At 72.1% G+C, this 17,471-nt stretch carries 17 protein-coding genes, 1 pseudogene and 1 riboswitch; of the genes and pseudogenes, 13 read left to right on the top strand and 5 right to left on the bottom strand.

The genetic code is table 11. The features are described from left to right. The first annotated feature begins 69 nt into the window (after positions 1 to 69). Positions 70 to 726, top strand: coding sequence for a TetR family transcriptional regulator (locus AC067N_RS00090; protein WP_478676588.1), 657 nt, complete (start codon positions 70 to 72; stop codon positions 724 to 726). A gap of 419 nt (positions 727 to 1,145) precedes the next feature. Here AC067N_RS00090 and AC067N_RS00085 read toward each other — a convergent pair whose 3' ends face one another. Continuing rightward, on the bottom strand, positions 1,146 to 1,379 hold the full coding sequence (locus tag AC067N_RS00085) for a ferredoxin (protein WP_478676587.1): 234 nt from the start codon (positions 1,377 to 1,379) through the stop codon (positions 1,146 to 1,148). Beyond that, on the bottom strand, positions 1,379 to 2,929 hold the full coding sequence (locus AC067N_RS00080) for an aldehyde dehydrogenase (protein ID WP_478676586.1): 1,551 nt from the start codon (positions 2,927 to 2,929) through the stop codon (positions 1,379 to 1,381). Before AC067N_RS00080 ends, AC067N_RS00085 begins: the two co-directional genes overlap by 1 nt. Before the next feature lie 159 nt (positions 2,930 to 3,088). On the opposite strand from AC067N_RS00080, the gene AC067N_RS00075 reads away from it, so the two are divergent. Both AC067N_RS00075 and AC067N_RS00070 read left to right on the top strand, forming a co-directional pair. Continuing rightward, the gene (locus AC067N_RS00075; RefSeq protein WP_478676585.1) at positions 3,089 to 4,117 is read left to right on the top strand and encodes an MBL fold metallo-hydrolase; all 1,029 of its coding nucleotides are present in this window, start codon (positions 3,089 to 3,091) and stop codon (positions 4,115 to 4,117) included. Between the two features lie 64 nt (positions 4,118 to 4,181). Then, a riboswitch (cobalamin riboswitch) is annotated at positions 4,182 to 4,321 on the top strand. A 114-nt stretch (positions 4,322 to 4,435) separates the two neighbouring features. After that, positions 4,436 to 5,731, top strand: a complete 1,296-nt coding sequence (locus AC067N_RS00070) for a prenyltransferase/squalene oxidase repeat-containing protein (RefSeq protein WP_478676584.1) — start codon at positions 4,436 to 4,438, stop codon at positions 5,729 to 5,731. Here the strand turns inward: AC067N_RS00070 and AC067N_RS00065 are convergent. After that, positions 5,706 to 5,882: a hypothetical protein gene (locus AC067N_RS00065; RefSeq protein WP_478676583.1), complete on the bottom strand. Its 177-nt coding sequence runs from the start codon at positions 5,880 to 5,882 to the stop codon at positions 5,706 to 5,708. The genes AC067N_RS00070 and AC067N_RS00065 overlap by 26 nt on opposite strands. On the opposite strand from AC067N_RS00065, the gene AC067N_RS00060 reads away from it, so the two are divergent. The 7 genes and pseudogenes from AC067N_RS00060 to AC067N_RS00030 all read left to right on the top strand — a co-directional run. Further along, positions 5,869 to 6,597 carry an SCO2322 family protein gene (locus AC067N_RS00060; protein WP_478676582.1) on the top strand — a complete coding sequence of 243 codons (729 nt, stop codon included), beginning with the start codon at positions 5,869 to 5,871 and terminating at the stop codon, positions 6,595 to 6,597. The two genes, AC067N_RS00065 and AC067N_RS00060, sit on opposite strands and share 14 nt — an antisense overlap. A gap of 7 nt (positions 6,598 to 6,604) precedes the next feature. Beyond that, positions 6,605 to 7,777, top strand: a complete 1,173-nt coding sequence (locus AC067N_RS00055) for an energy-coupling factor transporter transmembrane component T (RefSeq protein ID WP_478677158.1) — start codon at positions 6,605 to 6,607, stop codon at positions 7,775 to 7,777. Next, positions 7,774 to 9,561 (top strand): ABC transporter ATP-binding protein, encoded by a 1,788-nt coding sequence (locus tag AC067N_RS00050; RefSeq protein WP_478676581.1) that lies wholly within the window; start codon positions 7,774 to 7,776, stop codon positions 9,559 to 9,561. Before AC067N_RS00055 ends, AC067N_RS00050 begins: the two co-directional genes overlap by 4 nt. A gap of 53 nt (positions 9,562 to 9,614) precedes the next feature. Continuing rightward, positions 9,615 to 10,472: an ECF transporter S component gene (locus tag AC067N_RS00045; protein WP_478677157.1), complete on the top strand. Its 858-nt coding sequence runs from the start codon at positions 9,615 to 9,617 to the stop codon at positions 10,470 to 10,472. Between the two features lie 347 nt (positions 10,473 to 10,819). After that, a complete protein-coding gene (locus tag AC067N_RS00040; RefSeq protein WP_478676580.1) occupies positions 10,820 to 11,233 on the top strand; it encodes an aggregation-promoting factor C-terminal-like domain-containing protein in 414 nt (137 codons plus the stop codon). Positions 11,234 to 11,546: 313 nt separating this feature from the next. Further along, a complete protein-coding gene (locus AC067N_RS00035) occupies positions 11,547 to 12,254 on the top strand; it encodes a hypothetical protein (protein WP_478676579.1) in 708 nt (235 codons plus the stop codon). A gap of 237 nt (positions 12,255 to 12,491) precedes the next feature. After that, positions 12,492 to 12,815: pseudogene (locus tag AC067N_RS00030) on the top strand (Fic family protein); the annotation flags it as partial. 194 nt (positions 12,816 to 13,009) lie between these two features. Here AC067N_RS00030 and AC067N_RS00025 read toward each other — a convergent pair. Further along, complete coding sequence (locus AC067N_RS00025) at positions 13,010 to 13,444, bottom strand: ATP-binding protein (protein WP_478676578.1); 435 nt, start codon at positions 13,442 to 13,444, stop codon at positions 13,010 to 13,012. A gap of 92 nt (positions 13,445 to 13,536) precedes the next feature. Between AC067N_RS00025 and AC067N_RS00020 the strand changes: the two genes are divergently transcribed. After that, positions 13,537 to 14,352: a helix-turn-helix domain-containing protein gene (locus AC067N_RS00020; protein WP_478676577.1), complete on the top strand. Its 816-nt coding sequence runs from the start codon at positions 13,537 to 13,539 to the stop codon at positions 14,350 to 14,352. After that, complete coding sequence (locus AC067N_RS00015) at positions 14,345 to 14,635, top strand: DUF397 domain-containing protein (RefSeq protein WP_478676576.1); 291 nt, start codon at positions 14,345 to 14,347, stop codon at positions 14,633 to 14,635. Before AC067N_RS00020 ends, AC067N_RS00015 begins: the two co-directional genes overlap by 8 nt. On the opposite strand, the gene AC067N_RS00010 is transcribed toward AC067N_RS00015, so the two are convergent. Beyond that, on the bottom strand, positions 14,619 to 15,788 hold the full coding sequence (locus AC067N_RS00010; protein WP_478676575.1) for a steroid 3-ketoacyl-CoA thiolase: 1,170 nt from the start codon (positions 15,786 to 15,788) through the stop codon (positions 14,619 to 14,621). The genes AC067N_RS00015 and AC067N_RS00010 overlap by 17 nt on opposite strands. Before the next feature lie 224 nt (positions 15,789 to 16,012). Between AC067N_RS00010 and AC067N_RS00005 the strand changes: the two genes are divergently transcribed. Continuing rightward, the gene (locus AC067N_RS00005) at positions 16,013 to 17,248 is read left to right on the top strand and encodes a cytochrome P450 (RefSeq protein ID WP_478676574.1); all 1,236 of its coding nucleotides are present in this window, start codon (positions 16,013 to 16,015) and stop codon (positions 17,246 to 17,248) included. Positions 17,249 to 17,471 lie beyond the last annotated feature (223 nt).

Below are 17,471 nucleotides of genomic sequence, written 5' to 3'. Positions count from 1 at the left end.
ACGCCACGGCACGCGCCCTGGCATGCTGTCGGATCGCACGCCCTCACCGACTGTCACGGAACGGTACCCATGCCTGCGGAAGCCAAGGTGGACGCCAGTAGCGCGAGACAGGAACCGCGACCGGAGTCGCGGCGGGACTCGCCGCCCCTCACCCAGCGGCAGGAGGCCCGCCGGCGCCGCATCCTGCACGCGAGCGCGCAGCTGGCGAGCCGGGGCGGTTTCGACGCCGTGCAGATGCGTGAGGTCGCCGAGTCCTCGCAGGTCGCCCTCGGCACGCTGTACCGCTATTTCCCCTCGAAGATCCATCTGCTGGTCGCCACGATGCAGGACCAGTTGGAGCACATGCACGGAACGCTGCGGAAGAAGCCGCCGACCGGCGAGACGGCGGCGGAGCGGGTGGCCGAGACCCTGATGCGGGCCTTCCGGGCCCTTCAGCGCGAGCCGCATCTCGCGGACGCCATAGTCCGCGCGCTCACCTTCGCCGACCGCAGCGTCAGTCCCGAGGTGGACCAGGTCTCCCACCAGACGACCGCGATCATCCTCGACTCCATGGGGCTGGAACACCCCACCCCCGAGCAGCTGTCCGCCGTCCGCGTCATCGAGCACACCTGGCACTCGGCCCTCATCACCTGGCTCTCCGGCCGCGCCTCCATCGCCCAGGTGAAGATCGACATCGAAACGGTCTGCCGCCTGATCGACCTGACCGCGCCGGAGGGCGAGAAGTAGCCCCGGCACCGCGGGGGGCACCGGGGCTCGTCGGAGACACACGCCGAAGACACACGCCGGGAGCGCACGCCGGGGCACATCCGGCCCCACGGGAGAGGCGCGCCATGAAGGACCTACGAGACGGGTTCCCTGCGCCGGTATGACCCGGATCAGGTGCTGGGGGTCGCCGTCGGTCCTGTACCAGCGACCTTCCGGCCTCTCAGCCCGACCGTCGACGTCGGCACCAGCGGAGACCTGCGCCTCTCGCCCATGTCGGCTACTCCGGTTGGACTCCCTCACTCGTCCCGTAGGCCGATTTCCAGGATAGAACGCCCATAGGCATATACAACCCCTCACAGGGGATTCTTTACCTTCCTCGGGGGTCGCGAGGGACACGCGCCGGGGCGCCCGCGTGGACGTCGCGCTCCTGGTGGAGGGCCCTAATCCTCCGGCGGGAACACCGGCTCCCCGCTCCCGAGCAGGGCGATCGAGATCGCCTCGACCGGGCAGCCCTCCGCCGCCTTCAGGATGCGTTCGCCCGCGTCGGTGTCCGGCTCTACGGGGTGGGACTGCATCGCGGAGTCGAGCCGGAAGGCGTCCGGGGCGAGGTGTGTGCACTGGGCGGAGCCGATGCAGATCGCGCGGTCGACCTCCACGTGCCAGCGGTCGCCCATCAGCCCACCCCCTTCCCCGCGTCGGCGTCGGCGTCGGCGTCGGCGTCGGCGTCGGCGTCGGCGTCGGCGTCGGCGTCGGCGTCGGCGTCGGCGGGCGGCTGGTATCCGGCGGGCAGGTGGATCATCTTGTGCTCCAGGTACTCGCCGTAGCCCTCGGGTCCGAACTCGCGTCCCAGGCCGGAGTTCTTGTAGCCGCCGAAGGGGCCGAACATGTCGAGGCTGAAGGTGTTGACGGAGTAGGTGCCGGTGCGCACCTGGCGGGCGATCTCGATGCCGCGCTCGTCGTCGGCGGTCCAGACGCTGCCGCTCAGGCCGTAGTCGGAGTCGTTGGCGATCCGTACGGCCTCGGCCTCGTCGCCGTACGGGAGGAGGCAGATCACCGGGCCGAAGATCTCCTCGCGAGCGATGCGCATGGAGTTGTCGACGTCGCCGAAGAGGGTGGCCTCCACGTACCAGCCCCGGTCGAGGCCGGCGGGGCGGCCGCCGCCGGCGAGGATCTTGGCGCCCTCCTCCTGGCCGATGCGGATGTAGTCGAGGCTGCGGCGCTGCTGGCGCCGGGCCACCAGCGGGCCCAGTTCGGTGGCGGGGTCGAGGGGGTCGCCGACCGTGAGGGCGGAGGCGGCCGCCGCGAAGGCCTCGGCGAACTCGTCGTAGCGGCCGCGCGGGACGAGGATGCGGGTCTGGGCGACACAGGCCTGGCCGTTGATCATCCAGGCGAAGGGCGCGATGCCGTTGACGGCGGTCTGCGCGTCGGCGTCCGGCAGGATCACGGCGGCCGACTTGCCGCCCAGCTCCAGGGTGACGCGGGTGAGGTTGCGGGCGGCGACCTCCATGACCCGCTTGCCGGCGGCGACCGAGCCGGTGAAGGAGACCTTGTCGACGCCCGGGTGCCCGACGAGGTACTCGCTGACCTCGCGGTCGGCCGGCAGGATCGACAGGACGCCCTCGGGGAGCCCGGCCTCGGCGGCGATCTCCGCGAGCAGATACGCGTCGAGCGGGGTCTCGGGCGAGACCTTCAGGATCGCGGGGCAGCCCGCGAGCAGCGCGGGGGCGAGTTTGGCGGCGGCGGTGAACTGCGGGACGTTCCACGGGACGACGGCCGCGACGACCCCGACCGGTTCGCGCCGCACGAGGATCTTCCCGAGCACGCCGTCGCGGTGCTCCTCGTAGGTGAAGTTCCGTGCCGTGGTGATCGCCGCGTCCCACACCATCATCGAGGCGAGGGCCTGCACCATGACGCTGGACGTGAACGGGGTGCCGTTCTGGGCGCTGATGAGGCGGGCGAACTCCTCGTGGCGCACGGCGAAGGCGTCCTTGATGCGGGCGACGACCTCGATGCGTTCGCCGAGGGTCGTCCGGGGCCACGGTCCTTCGTCGAACGCCTTCCGCGCGGCGGCCACGGCCCGGTCGACGTCCGCGCGTGAGGCGTGCGGTACGCGGCCGATGACCTCCTCCGAGTGCGGCGAGACCACCTCGATGACGTCCGTGCCCAGGGGATCCGTCAACTCCCCGCCGATGAAAAGCTGTCCGTGTTCCACGAGCTCGGTCATGGCCGACTGCCTCCCCTGAGCCGATCTCTGACGGTGCATCAGATACGGAACTGATACCAGCTCCGATGGAAGGAGTCCACGGGGCGACGACGGTTGACTCGGCCTCCCATCGAAACCTGTTCTAGTTATAGTTGCGGGAAGGCGGCGATTGGGGAGCCCATGGCGCAGGTGTACGACCACGGCGGCGGCGTCCGGTCCCTCCAGGTGCCCATCCCGGACAACCCCCTCGGCCACACGCTCGTGTACGTCGTCGACACCGACCGCGGCCCTGTGCTCGTCGACACCGGCTGGGACGACCCGGCCTCCTGGGACACGCTGTGCGAGGGCCTCGTCGCCTGCGGTACGTCGGTCGGGGAGATCACCGGCGTGGTGATCACGCACCACCACCCGGACCACCACGGCCTGTCGGGCAAGGTGCGGGAGGCGTCCGGCGCCTGGCTGGCCATGCACGCGGCGGACGCCTCGGTGGTACGGCGGACGCGGGAGACCCGGCCGGAGCGCTGGTTCACGTACATGGCGGCCAAGCTGACGGCGGCCGGCGCGCCCGAGGAGCACGTGGCCCCGCTGCGCGCCCCGCGCGGCCCCCGTACCCTGCCCGGCCTCTCCCCCGCGCTCCCCGACCGCGAGATCGTCCCCGGCGAGCTCCTCGACCTGCCGGGCCGCCGCCTCCGCGCGATCTGGACGCCCGGCCACACCCCCGGCCATGTCTGCCTGCACCTGGAGGAGGACCACCCCGCCGAACTCCCGGGCCGGGGACGGCTGTTCTCCGGGGACCACCTCCTCCCCGAGATCAGCCCGCACATCGGCCTGTACGAGGACCCCGACGACACCACCGTCACCGACCCCCTCGGCGACTACCTCGACTCCCTCGAACGCGTCGCCCGCCTGACCCCGGCCGAGGTCCTCCCGGCCCACCAGTACACCTTCACCGACGCCTCGGCCCGCGTCCGGGAGCTGCTCACGCACCACGAGTCCCGCCTCACCGACCTGCGCTCCCTCCTCACCACCCCGCTCACGCCGTGGCAGCTCGCCGAACGCATGGAGTGGAACCGCCCGTGGTCCGAGATCCCCTACGGATCGAGGAACATCGCCGTCGCCGAGGCGGAGGCCCACCTGCGCCGCCTGGTGAAGCAGGGCCGGGCGGAGGCGGTGGCGGGGAGCGACCCGGTGACGTACGTGGCGGTGTGAGACCGGGCTGCGCCCGCCGGAGGGCTCAGCGGGAGCCCCCTCCGGCACAGGTGGCCTCGGGCTGTTGGCTACCGACAGGTAGAGTGGCCGGGTCGTCACGCCCGTACAGGGGGAAGCCGGTGCAAATCCGGCGCTGACCCGCAACCGTGAGCCGATGCCGTCCGCGCGATCGGCGAGTCGGACTGCCCTGTGCGGAACTGTGACCGGCTCGCGTCACCGGCGTCCGCCGGTGTACGGCACCGTCGAGGAATACGGAGCCGAGCCGCCCGGCGTCGCGCCGTGCCGCCCGGCTCCCGTCAGGGAGAGGCACCGCCGATCATGAATGTCCGCCGCAGCGCCGCGGTCGTCGCCGTACTGGCCGCCACAGCCGGGGTCGGCACCGGACTCGGTACCGGTTTCGCACCGGCCGCCCTCGCCGACGACACCGCCCCCGCCGCGCCGTCCGCGTCGCCGTCGCAGGCGATACCCACCGGCCTGTACGGGTCGACGGACCCCAGGTACGACGGCGTATGGCGGCAGTCACTCACGCTGGTCGCGCTGGACGCCGTGGGCGAGAGGCCCGGCGCCGGGGCCGTGGAGTGGCTGCTCGGCCAGCAGTGCGCGAGCGGGGCGTTCGCGGCGTACCGGCCCGACCCCACGGCGAAGTGCGACGCCAAGACCGCCGTCGACACCAACAGCACGGCGGCCGCGGTGCAGGCGCTCGCCGCGGTCGGCGGGCACGACGCCGAGGCCGGGCGGGCCGTCGGCTGGCTGAAGGACAACCAGAACGACGACGGCGGCTGGGGCTTCACCGCCGGCGGGCCCAGCGACGCGAACTCCACGTCCGTCGTCATCGGCGCGCTGGCCGCCGTGGGCGAGAAGCCCGACGGCCAGAAGAAGGCCGGCCGTTCCCCCTACGACGCCCTGCGCGCCCTCGCCCTCCCGTGCGCCGTCGGCACCGAGGGCAGCGGCGCCTTCGCCTACCAGCCCGACAAGAAGGGCGGGCTCGCCGCCAACGCCGACGCCACGGCCGCCGCGGTGCTGGGCAGCCTGGGCGAGGGGTTCGTGGTCGACGCCGGGAAGGCGGGGGAGGGCGGCGGCGCGAACGCCGGTGCCTCGGGTGAGTGCGCAGGCGGCACCTCGCCCGAGGACGCGGCCCACAACGGTGCCGTGTACCTCGCCGGGGCCCTGACCTCCGACGGCTATCTGAAGTCCGCCCTCGCGGGCGCCGAGGACCAGCCCGACCTCGGCAACACCGCCGACGCGGTCGTGGCGCTGGCCGCCGCCGGGGAGACGAAGGCCGCCGGGAAGCCGCTGGCCTGGCTGGCGAAGAACCACGGCCCGTGGGCGGCGAAGTCCGGCCCCGCCGCGTACTCCCAGCTCATCCTCGCCGCGCACGCCACCGGCACCGATCCGCGCGACTTCGGCGGCGCGGACCTGGTGGCACAGCTGACGGAGACCGGGCCGGCCCGGGACGTGGCCGACCACACGGGCGTGCCGGGCGACGACACCGCCGACGGGGACGAGAACAGCGGCGGGGTCGCGACCGGAGTGGTGCTGGGTGCCGGACTCGGGCTCGCCGCGATCGTCGGCGCGGCGCTGACGGGGCTCACCAGGAAGCGGCGGCGGCCGTGAGCCGGTCACGGCCGCGAAGCTCCGCCGGGCGGTCGTTGCCCGGGCGCGCTTCGGTCACGCCGCCGCCGGTCACGCCGCCGGTCACGTCGCCGTCGGTGACGCCGCCGCCGGTCACGTCGCCGGTCACGTCGCCGTCGGTGACGCGACTCACGGGGGCGCGCGTCGTGGCCCGGCGCGTCACGGCCGTGTTGTCGTCGGCCGTGGTGCTGCTGTTCGTGCTGGTGGGGCTGGGCGGGCAGGCCCATGCCGCCGCCTATCGGTACTGGTCCTTCTGGGACCGGACGTCGGACGGCTCCGGCTGGGTGTACGCCATGCAGGGGCCGTCGACCGCCCGGCCCTCGGACGGGGACGTGCAGGGTTTCCGGTTCGCCGTCAGCGAGGACTCGGACGACGCCGCGAAGCCGCGCGGGGCCGCCGGCTTCGACGCCATCTGCTCGGGTACGGCCGCCCGCGACGGACAGAAGCGGATCGCGCTCGTCATCGACTTCGGCACGGCCGCGGACGCCCCGGCGGGTGAGACGCCCCCGTCGGCGCGTACCGCGTGTGCGCGCGTGCCGTCGGACGCGACCAGCGCCGACGCGCTCGCGGCCGTGGCGAAGCCGCTCCGCTACGACACGAACGCGCTGCTCTGCTCGATCGCCGGTTACCCCCGGAAGGGCTGCGGGGAGGTCGTCGCGGGTGACGGGGCGGCCGACACGTCCGGCTCGGCTCCGAGGACCACCGGCCCCGACGCCTCAGCCGCTTCCGGCGGCACCGGCACGTCCGACGAGAAGGGCCCGTCCGTCGGCCTGTTCGTGGGCGCGGGCGCCGTCGCGGTGCTCGGCGCGGCGGCGGCGTGGCAGGCCGGGCGACGCCGCCGTGGGTAGCCATGGGCTGTCGTACCGCCGGCGCCCCGTGCGGCGCGGGCACCGGGGGCGTTCCGTGCACCCCCTCGCCTGGTGGCTCTGGGCCCTGGGGCTCGGCACCGCCGCGTCCCGCACCACCAACCCCCTCCTTCTGGGCCTCCTCATAGCCGTGGCGGGGTATGTCGTGGCGACGCACCGCACGGACGCCCCCTGGGCCCGCTCGTACACCGCGTTCGTGAAGCTCGGCCTGGCGGTGCTGGTGATCCGGCTGGCCTTCGCGGTGGTGCTCGGCTCCCCCGTCCCCGGCACGCACACCCTCCTCACGCTCCCCGAAGTCCCGCTGCCCGGCTGGGCGCAGGGCATCCGCCTGGGCGGGCGGGTGACGGCGGAGGGGGTGCTGTTCGCGCTGTACGACGGTCTGCGGCTCGCCGCGCTCCTCATCTGCGTCGGCGCCGCGAACGCCCTGGCGAACCCGGCCCGTCTGCTGAAGTCGCTGCCGGGCGCGCTGTACGAGGCGGGCGTGGCGGTGGTGGTGGCGATGACGTTCGCCCCGCATCTGGTGGCGGACGTGCAGCGGTTGCGGGCCGCCCGGCGGCTGCGCGGGCGGCCGGACCGGGGAGTCCGGGGTCTGCTCCAGGTCGGACTGCCGGTGCTGGAGGGCGCGTTGGAACGGTCGGTCGCCCTGGCCGCCGCGATGGACTCACGCGGGTACGGCCGCACCGCCGAGGTCCCGGCCCCCGTCCGCCGTACGACCGCCGCGCTCACCCTCGGCGGACTGCTCGGCGTCTGCGCGGGAACGTACGGCGTACTGACCGCCGCGGGCGGCAGCTACGGCCTCCCCGTGCTGCTCACCGGTCTGGCCGCCGCGCTCGCGGGCCTGCGGCTGGGCGGCCGTCGCTCGCCCCGCACCCGCTACCGGCCGGACGCGTGGGACGCACGGGCGTCGCTGGTGGGGGCGTCGGGCGCCGCCGTCGCCGTACTCCTGGTCCTCTGCGCGGCGTACGACTCCGCCGCCCTGCACCCCACCGTCGTCCCCCTCACCGCCCCGGACCTCCCGCTGTGGCCGGCCGCCGCGATCCTGGTGGGCCTGCTGCCGTCCTTCACCGTGCCCGGGCCGCAGGCTCCGGCTCCGGCTCCGGCCGCCTTCGTCACCCCCACCGCTCCCGCCGTCATCACCGCCCCCGGCAAGGAAGACGCATGATCCGCTTCGAGGACGTGTCCGTCACGTACGACGGTGCGGCCGAACCCACCGTCCAGGGACTCGACTTCGAGGTCCCGGAAGGTGAACTCGTCCTGCTGGTCGGGCCGTCGGGGGTCGGGAAGTCGACGGTTCTGGGCGCCGTGAACGGGCTCGTACCGCACTTCACCGGGGGCACCCTGCGCGGGCGGGTCACGGTGGCGGGCCGGGACACCCGTACGCACAAGCCGCGCGAACTCGCCGATGTGGTGGGCGTGGTGGGGCAGGATCCGCTCGCCCACTTCGTCACGGACACGGTCGAGGACGAACTCGCCTACGGCATGGAGTCGTTGGGCCTGGCTCCGGCCGTGATGCGGCGGCGGGTGGAGGAGACCCTGGACCTCCTCGGCCTCGCCGACCTCCGCGACCGGCCCATCGCGACGCTCTCCGGGGGTCAGCAGCAGCGTGTCGCCATCGGTTCGGTGCTCACCCCGCACCCCGACGTCCTGGTCCTGGACGAGCCGACCTCCGCGCTGGACCCCGCTGCCGCGGAGGAGGTCCTGGCGGTGCTCCAGCGCCTGGTCCACGACCTCGGTACGACGGTGCTGATGGCGGAACACCGCCTCGAACGCGTCATCCAGTACGCCGACCAGGTCCTCCTGCTCCCCGCGCCGGGCGCACGCCCCGTCCTGGGCGCCCCCGCCGAGGTGATGGCCGTCTCCCCGGTCCATCCCCCGGTGGTGACCCTGGGCCGCCTGGCCGGCTGGACCCCGCTCCCCCTGACAGTGCGGGAGGCCCGGCGCCAGGCAGCCCCCCTGCGAGCCCGCCTGGCCGGCCACACCCCTGCTGCTCCACCCCACACCGCCGCCCCCCAGGGGCGCGGGGAACTGCGCGCCCAGCCACCCACCACCCGCACCCGACGCACCCCGGCCCACCCCACCCCCACCCCCTCCCCCGCCCTTCCCCGACTCCGCCGCCTCCTCTCCCGCGAACCGGCCCCCGCACCCACCGCCCGCACCCAGCCCACCGAGGCCGTCCCCCTCGCCGAAGCGACCTCCCTCGCGGTCCACCGCGGCAGCGGCCGCGCTCTGCACGACGTGGATCTCACGATCACCCCCGGCGAGATCCTCGCCCTCATGGGCCGCAACGGCGCCGGAAAGTCCACCCTGCTCTCCGCGCTGGTCGGCCTGGTGCCCCCGGCGGCCGGTTCCGTGCGCGTCGGCGGAGCCCTGCCGCACCGGACGGCACCGAGGGACCTCGTGCGCCGGGTCGGGCTCGTCCCCCAGGAGCCGAGGGACCTGCTCTACGCGGACACCGTCGCGGCCGAGTGCGCGGCGGCGGACCGGGACGCGGGCGCGGAGCCGGGCACATGCCGCCGGCTGGTGGACGAGTTGCTGCCCGGCGTGGCGGACACCACGCATCCCCGCGATCTGTCGGAGGGCCAGCGGCTGGCACTCGCTCTCGCGGTCGTGCTGACGGCACGGCCCCCGCTGCTGCTCCTCGACGAGCCGACCCGCGGCCTCGACTACGCGGCCAAGGCCCGCCTGGTCACGACACTGCGCGGCCTCGCCGCCGGGGGCCATGCCATCGTGCTGGCCACGCACGACGTGGAACTGGCGGCCGAGCTGGCCGACCGCGTGCTGATCCTCGCCGACGGTGAGGTGGTCGCCGACGGCCCGACCGCCGAGGTGGTCGTCGGCTCCCCGTCCTTCGCCCCGCAGGTGACGAAGATCCTGGCCCCGCAGAAGTGGCTGACGACGACCCAGGTGAGCCGCGCCCTGCGAGCGGCTGAACAGGAGGGGCCATGAAAAGCACCCCCTCCCCGAACGAACCCACCACACCCACCACACCCGCGGCACCCATGGCACCCACGGCACCGCATCCCGCACCCGGCCCTCGCCCCCGCCCTCGCCCCCGTCCCGTCCCCCTCTCCCTCCGTTCCCTTCTCGCCCTGGCCCTCGTCAGTCTCGTCGGTGCCGCCGCCTTCGCCTGGCCCTTCTTCGCGTCCCCCGGTTCCCAGGTCAGCGCGCACGCCCAGGACGCCCCCTGGCTCTTCGCCGGTCTGCTCGTGCTGCTCGTCGGCGTCGTGGCGGCCACGATCTCGGAGGCGGGGATGGGTGCGAAGGCCGTGGCGATGCTCGGGGTCCTCGCCGCGACCGGCGCCGCACTGCGCCCGATCGGCGCGGGGACGGCGGGGCTGGAGCCCATGTTCTTCCTGATGGTGCTCAGCGGACGTGTCCTCGGCCCGGGCTTCGGCTTCACGCTCGGCGCGGTGACGATGTTCTCGTCCGCCCTGCTCACCGGTGGTGTGGGGCCGTGGCTGCCGTTCCAGATGCTGTCGATGGGCTGGTTCGCGATGGGCGCGGGACTGCTGCCGGGCGCCAGGCGGCTGCGGGGCCGCGCCGAACTCGTCCTGCTCTCGGCGTACGGCTTCGTCGCCGCCTTCGTCTACGGCACGGTCATGAACCTCTACGGCTGGCCCTTCATCGACGCGCTCGCCTCGAACATCGCCTTCCAGCCGGACGCGTCCCCCGCCGCCAACCTCGCCCGTTTCCTGGCGTACTGCCTGGCCACCTCTCTCGGCTGGGACCTGGGGCGCGCCGTCGTCACCGTCGCTCTGACGCTCACACTCGGCGCCCCGGTTCTGCGGGCGCTGCGCCGGGCCACGCGCCGGGCCGCCTTCGAGAGCGCGGTCACATTCGACCCGCCCCGGCCCTGAGCGCGGAGTCGCCCCGCGCATACGTACCGTCGCGCGCGCGGTGAAGCACCCCACAGGACGCAGGTCACATACGAAGCGTGGTCGTAGATCGAATGACGTGGCATGACCACGTCGCAACAGCGCCCGACCTGCGGGTTGAGAGCCACGTCACAGAGTCCGCCACACACCCTCATACGACCACGACTAGCAAAAGGGGTGTTTGCGGACAGGTCACCCGGGCTGCTTCTGTGGACGAGTCGCACGGCGCCGACCACCCCCACGGGCTCGGCGCCGACGTACGCCGCCACCGCACCGCATGCGGTGAGGGCATGCCCGCGATGTACCAGTCCCCGTAGAAAAGGTTCCCAGTGACTCGCACTCTTCTCCGCCGCATCGCCTCCCCGAAGAAGGCCCTCGCCGGTACCGCCGTCGTCGCCGCCACCGCCGGTGCGCTGCTCACCGCCGTGCCCGCCCAGGCCGCGACCTCGGAGGCCACGCAGGCCCAGGCGACCGCGAAGAAGATGATCGGGAACTCGGCCCAGTACACCTGCTTCTCCAAGATCGTCGACCACGAGAGCGACTGGAACGTCAACGCGACGAACGTGTCCTCGGGTGCCTATGGCCTGGTCCAGGCGCTCCCCGGTTCGAAGATGGCCTCCGCCGGTTCCGACTGGAAGACCAACGCCGCCACCCAGATCAAGTGGGGCCTGGACTACATGAAGGACCGCTACGGCAGCCCGTGCGGCGCGTGGGAGTTCTGGCAGGCCAACCACTGGTACTGACGCGCCACGCGCAACCCGCCGAATCACGGCTGAAGGCGGCGGCCCCCGATCCCCGGGGCCGCCGCCTTCGCCTTTCGCCTCCACTTTTCGCCTCGGCCTTTCACCTCCGCCTTCGTCCTCGCCTCCACCCTCGCCTTCCCGGGCAGCGCATACTGCCCTCCGGGGCGCTGCCCGAAGAGACAATTACCCGCCCTCCCCGCTCACACATACGTTCGTCGGGACCCCAGGACGACTTCCGGGCAACCGCCGTGCGCCGAACGGGACATGACCCCGTACGAACGGTGCGGCGGCCCGCGTGACGAGGAGAACCACCGTGCGCAACCGCATCACCGCGACCATCGTGGCCGCAGCGGCCTCCGTGGCCCTGCTCGGCGGCTCCGGCCAGGCGTTCGCCGCCGACACCGCACCCACCGCGCCGTCGCAGCTGACCGTGGACGCCTACAAGACATGGCTGAAGAGGGCGCCCGGCGGCGGCACCACGTTCAAGGCGTTCAGCAGGCTGCCCGCGCCCAAGCAGCGGGCGTTCGTGGGCTATCTGCAGAACGCCCGGGTGTTCAGGGCGTTCGCCGTCACACAGTCCGGCGACATCCCGAGCAAGGCGAAGACGAAGACGGTCCGTTACAACAAGGACGTCACCTTCACGAGCACCACGGTCGCCGCGTCCCGCGCCGCGAAGAACACCAAGACGGTCAGCCTGTCCGTCACGGCGACCCAGCGGATCTTCGACATCCCGGTCACCAGCGCGACGACCACGCTGTCCTACGAGACCGGCAAGAACGGCATGATCACCGGCAAGGGCTGGAAGTCGGGCCACAAGGGCGTCAACCACAACGCCGCGTTCAGCGTGAAGGCCGCCGCCACGAAGTTCGGCCCCGAGGCGAACATGCTCGACGCCGTCACCACGTGGACCGCCACACCCAAGTTCAAGAGCGCCGGTACCAAGCCCGTCAGGAAGCTCCAGGTCCTCACAGGCCTGGGCGACCACGGCACGGCGACGACGTTCAGGAACATCGGAGGCTGACGTCGCAGGTCGGCGGAGGGGGCGGCCCTGCGCACGGGTCCGCCCCACCACGTCCTGGCCCCGTCGGCCGCGCCCACCCGCCCGGCCGCCACCCCAGACCACCTACGGCTGTGGCTGACCCTCCGCGACACGGTCCCCTGGGACCGCACACGTGCAGTCATCCCGCCCGGGCTCCTTCCCACCGGCCCGCACGAACGCCTCCCAGTCGTACCGGTCACCCCGGTAGACGACGGGGCGGTGCAGGACGTCCACGCCCACGACCACCCGCGGTCCCCGGTACGCTCCGTCCGCCTCCGCGCCGCCCTCGACCGGGCCGGCGCCGACGTCAGCGCCGGCCGGCCCCTCACCTTCGAGCACCTCGCCACCTGGCAACGCCATGTCCTGGGCCTGCCGAAGCGCCCGGCGTTCCGCGCGTTCCCCGCGTACGCCAAGCAGGGCCGCGAACGCTACGGCACCGGCCCCGGCCTTCCGGACCGCCTCGCCGACCGCCTCGCGCAGAGCGCGAACCCGACGCTTGTGCTCCCGGCGCGCACCGCCCGCGTCTACCTCGACGTCTGCTTCTTCCACCCGTTCACCGACGGAAACGCCCGTTCCGCGTTCCTGGCGCTGACGTACGTACTGGCCCGCGACGGTGTCGCGCTGGACGAAGTGGGGCCCGTACGCCGGGTGCCCCGCCCCGCCGACGATCCCGGCGGCGCGCTGTCCCTGGCCGATCTGGTCGCCGTACCCATCGCGGGCACCACCCGTCGCGCCGCTCACGCGGACCTCTCCTCTCCGCCGCTGCGGCACTCGAACCAGACGGTCTTGCCGTCGCCCCACATGCCCACACCCCACTTGTCCGCGACCGCGTCCACCAGCACGAGCCCCCGGCCGCCGAGCGCGTCCGGCGACAGGTCCGCCCGTAACACCGGGAGTTGAGTCGACCCGTCCGTCACCTCCACCCGGACCCCGGCCGCGGACCGCAGCATCAGCAGCGTGCAGCGCCGGTCCGGGACGTGCCGTACGACGTTGGCGAGCAGTTCCGTGACCCCGAGTTCCACCGCGTCGGCCAGCTCCGGCATCTCCCACTCGTCGAGACAGGAGCGGAGGATGCGGCGGATGTGATGCGCGGAGTGCTCACCCACGGTGAAGCACATCCGGTACTGGACGGGACGAGCGCCCAGAACGATGGGGGGAAAGTGTCCGTTCACACCACAAGGGTGACCTGCCGCGACTACTGTCGGCGACAGAACGGACACAACCCGTAGAACAGTGAGTTCAACCTTCAACGACGGGACGGCCCATGACCCAGATCAACACCCTCGACCCCGGCGCCTCACCGCTGGACTACTACGGCTACGAGTTGCGGCGTTGCCGGGAGGCGGCGGGCCTGACGCAGAAGCAGTTGGGGAGCATCCTGGGCTACACCGCGTCGCTCATCGGCCAGATCGAGACAGCGAGGAAGGTGCCGACGGCGGAGTTCAGCGAGCGGGCGGACGTGGCGCTGGGAACTGACGGGCTGCTGTCGCGTCTCCTCACGCTGGTGATGCGCAGTCAACTTCCAGGTTGGTTCCAGCAAGTGGCGGAGCTGGAAGCACGGGCAACCGCGATCTACGTCTTCCAACCTCAACTGGTGCACGGCCTGCTTCAGACGGAGGCGTACGCAGGTGCCGTTTTCAGCGCCGTGAACGACCACGACCTGGACAATCGCATCGCTGCCCGGATCGCGCGACAGCGCATCTTCGAGAAGGACAAGCCCCCCACCTTCTGGGCCGTACTGGGCGAAGCAGTGCTGTACCAGAAGCTCGGCGGCACCGACGTCATGCGAGGCCAACTGCTGAAACTGTTGGCCTGCGAGAAGAACCCGAACGTCAACATTCAGGTACTCCCGTTCACCGCCGGAAGCCACGCGGGCTTCCCGGGGGCATTCGACGTCTTCCGTTTCTCGAACGACCCCACCGTCGTGTACAGCGAGGACTACGAAACGGGCCACGCGACCGCCAATCCGGACGCGGTCGAGAACCGCATGCTCCGTTACGATCATCTGCAGGCTGCCGCTTTGTCCATCAGAGACTCGGTGGAGCTGATCCGGCATGTGATGGAGGAACGCTATGGGTAGCATCCCTCGCCCGACCGGCGCCCGATGGCGTAAGTCGAGCTACAGCACGGACACCGGCGGCTCCTGCGTCGAATGCGCCCCACTCGGCCCCCTCACCTGGCGCAAGTCGTCGTACAGCGGCGACCAGGGCGGTGATTGCGTGGAGATCGCCACACCCCCCGCCTCCTCCCCCACCCCCACCATCGCCATCCGAGACTCCAAGAACCCGGCGGGACCCCATCTCGCCCTGGGCCCCGCCGCGTTCAACCGCTTCGTCGGCTGGGCCACTACAGCCGCTGGATGATCGTGCCGGTGGCCAAGCCACCCCCCGCGCACATCGTCACCAGGGCGAACTCCTTGTCCCGGCGCTCCAGTTCATGGAGCGCGGTGGTGATGAGCCGCGCTCCCGTCGCCCCCACGGGGTGACCCAGAGCGATCGCACCGCCGTTCACGTTGACCTTCTCCAGGTCCTGCTCGAAGACCTGCGCCCAGCTCAACACGACCGACGCGAACGCCTCGTTGATCTCCACGAGGTCGATGTCGCGCAGCGACATCCCCGCCTTGCCCAGCACCGCCTTCGTCGCGTCGATCGGGCCGTCCAGGTGGAAGTGGGGGTCGGAGCCCACCAGGGCCTGGGCGACGATCCGCGCCCTCGGCCGTAGCTTCAGCGCCCGGGCCATCCGCTTCGACGCCCACATGATCGCCGCCGCCCCGTCGCTGATCTGGGAGGAGTTCCCGGCCGTGTGGACGGCGGTCGGCATGATCGGTTTCAGGCGGGCCAGCGCCTCCGCGGACGTGTCCCTGAGCCCTTCGTCCCGGTCCACCAGGCGCCACATGCCCTGACCGGCCCCCTGCTCCTCCTCCGTCGTGGGGACCTGGACCGCGAACGTCTCCCCCTTGAAGCGCTCCTCGGCCCAGGCCACGGCGGCCCGTTCCTGGGAGAGCAGGCCGAGGGCGTCGACGTTCTCCCTGGTCAGTCCCCGGTGGCGGGCGATCCGTTCCGCCGCCTCGAACTGGTTGGGGAGGTCGACGTTCCACTCGTCGGGGAACGGCTTCCCGGGCCCGTGCTTGGAGCCCGACCCGAGCGGCACCCGGGACATCGCCTCGACGCCGCAGCTGATCCCGACGTCGATGACGCCCGCCGCGACCATGTTGGCCACCATGTGCGACGCCTGCTGGGACGAACCGCACTGGCAGTCGACGGTCGTCGCGGCCGTCTCGTACGGCAGGCCCATGGTCAGCCAGGCCGTGCGCGCGGGGTTCATGGACTGCTCGCCGGCATGGGTCACCGTGCCGCCGACGATCTGCTCGACGCAGTCGGCGGGGATGCCGGCGCGGCCCAGGAGTTCGCGGTAGGTCTCGCCCAGCAGGTAGGCGGGGTGGAGGTTGGCGAGCGCGCCGCCGCGCCTGCCGATGGGGCTGCGTACGGCTTCGACGATCACGGGTTCCGCGGCCATGAGGATCCTCTCAACGGTTACCCGCGCGGCGCGGGGCGTCCCGGCCCGGCCCGCCACGCAGAACTAGTACGCGTTCTAGTTCCCGCCAGCAGTCTGCTGAGCGCGGCTCCGACAAGGCAAGGGGCGTGCGGCAATTGGGGGGCTCGTACCCCTTGCCAGTTGTAGAACCCGTTACTACGGTCACCGCAATTCCGTCATAGCTGATGCTCCGTCAGGAGTTGCCGATGCCCTGTCCAGCGATGCCCGACGGGTTCGACTTCACCGACCCCGATCTGCTGCACCATCGTGTCCCCCTCCCGGAGTTCGCCGAGCTGCGCCGCACGGAACCGGTCCACTGGGTCCCGCAGGCACCGGGCATCGCGGGCTTCGCCGACGAGGGCTACTGGGCCGTCACCCGGCACGCGGACGTCAAGTACGTCTCCACGCATCCCGAGTTGTTCTCCTCGTTCCTGAACACCGCGATCATCCGCTTCAACGAGCACATCGAGCGGGACGCCATCGACGCGCAGCGGCTGATCCTGCTGAACATGGACCCTCCGGAGCACACCCGGGTACGGCAGATCGTCCAGCGCGTCTTCACCCCTCGGGCGATCCGCGCGCTGGAGGACAACCTGCGCGAACGGGCCCACGCCATCGCCCGGGAGGCGCTCGCCCAGCCGGGTCCCTTCGACTTCGTCACCGAGGTGGCCTGCGAACTGCCGCTCCAGGCCATAGCGGAGCTGATCGGCATCCCGCAGGACGACCGGGCGAAGATCTTCGAGTGGTCCAACCGGATGATCTCGTACGACGACCCGGAGTACGCGATCACCGAGGAGGTCGGCCAGGAGTCGGCCACCGAACTCATCGCCTACGCCATGAACATGGCCGCCGACCGCAAGCAGTGCCCGGCGAAGGACATCGTCAGCACCCTGGTCGCCGCCGAGGACGAGGGAAGCCTGGCCTCGGACGAGTTCGGCTTCTTCGTGCTGATGCTGGCCGTCGCGGGCAACGAGACCACCCGCAACGCCATCACGCACGGTATGCACGCCTTCCTCACCCACCCCGACCAGTGGGACATCTTCAAGCGGGAGCGCCCGGCGACCGCCGCCGAGGAGATCGTCCGCTGGGCCACCCCGGTCAACTCCTTCCAGCGCACCGCCACGCAGGACACCGAACTCGGCGGCAAGAGGATCAGGAAGGGCGACCGCGTCGGCATCTTCTACGCCTCCGCCAACCACGATCCGGAGGTGTTCGAGAACCCGGACGCCTTCGACATCACCCGCGACCCCAACCCCCACCTGGGCTTCGGCGGCGGCGGACCGCACTTCTGCCTCGGCAAGTCCCTCGCTGTGCTGGAGATCGGCCTCATCTTCAACGCGATCGCCGACGCCCTGCCGAACCTGCGGCTCGTCGGCGACCCGGACCGGCTGCGCTCGGCCTGGATCAACGGAGTCAAACACCTTCAGGTCAGCGCGAGCTGACGACATCGCCCCGACTCGGGCCGACGGCCTCCCGGCGCCGTCGGCCCGTTCCGCGCGCACGTCGTCGCGCACGTCGTCGCGCACGTCGTCGCGCACGTCGTCGTTCGGACGGGGTTCCGTGGGTCGGCTGGGGGTCAGCCGTGGACGGGGTTGCGTGGATCGGTTGCGGCGGTTTGCGGGGTGCTGTCGTCGGTGCTCGTGTCGTGCTTGCCGGGCTTCGCCC

It is taken from the genome of Streptomyces sp. NPDC042364 (genome assembly GCF_056437585.1).
Note: the sequence above shows the minus strand (reverse complement) of the source record. Positions and strands in the feature narration are given on the sequence as shown.

Bases quoted from the DNA above. Each gene is read 5' to 3' on its own strand.
- AC067N_RS00080 (WP_478676586.1), bottom strand. From the start codon at position 2,929: ATGACCGAGCTCGTGGAACACGGACAGCTTTTCATCGGCGGGGAGTTG.
- AC067N_RS00045 (WP_478677157.1), top strand. From the start codon at position 9,615: ATGGCACCCACGGCACCGCATCCCGCACCCGGCCCTCGCCCCCGCCCT.
- AC067N_RS00010 (WP_478676575.1), bottom strand. From the start codon at position 15,788: ATGGCCGCGGAACCCGTGATCGTCGAAGCCGTACGCAGCCCCATCGGC.
- AC067N_RS00085 (WP_478676587.1), bottom strand. From the start codon at position 1,379: ATGGGCGACCGCTGGCACGTGGAGGTCGACCGCGCGATCTGCATCGGC.
- AC067N_RS00050 (WP_478676581.1), top strand. From the start codon at position 7,774: ATGATCCGCTTCGAGGACGTGTCCGTCACGTACGACGGTGCGGCCGAA.
- AC067N_RS00015 (WP_478676576.1), top strand. From the start codon at position 14,345: ATGGGTAGCATCCCTCGCCCGACCGGCGCCCGATGGCGTAAGTCGAGC.
- AC067N_RS00070 (WP_478676584.1), top strand. From the start codon at position 4,436: ATGAATGTCCGCCGCAGCGCCGCGGTCGTCGCCGTACTGGCCGCCACA.
- AC067N_RS00075 (WP_478676585.1), top strand. From the start codon at position 3,089: ATGGCGCAGGTGTACGACCACGGCGGCGGCGTCCGGTCCCTCCAGGTG.
- AC067N_RS00005 (WP_478676574.1), top strand. From the start codon at position 16,013: ATGCCCTGTCCAGCGATGCCCGACGGGTTCGACTTCACCGACCCCGAT.
- AC067N_RS00020 (WP_478676577.1), top strand. From the start codon at position 13,537: ATGACCCAGATCAACACCCTCGACCCCGGCGCCTCACCGCTGGACTAC.
- AC067N_RS00090 (WP_478676588.1), top strand. From the start codon at position 70: ATGCCTGCGGAAGCCAAGGTGGACGCCAGTAGCGCGAGACAGGAACCG.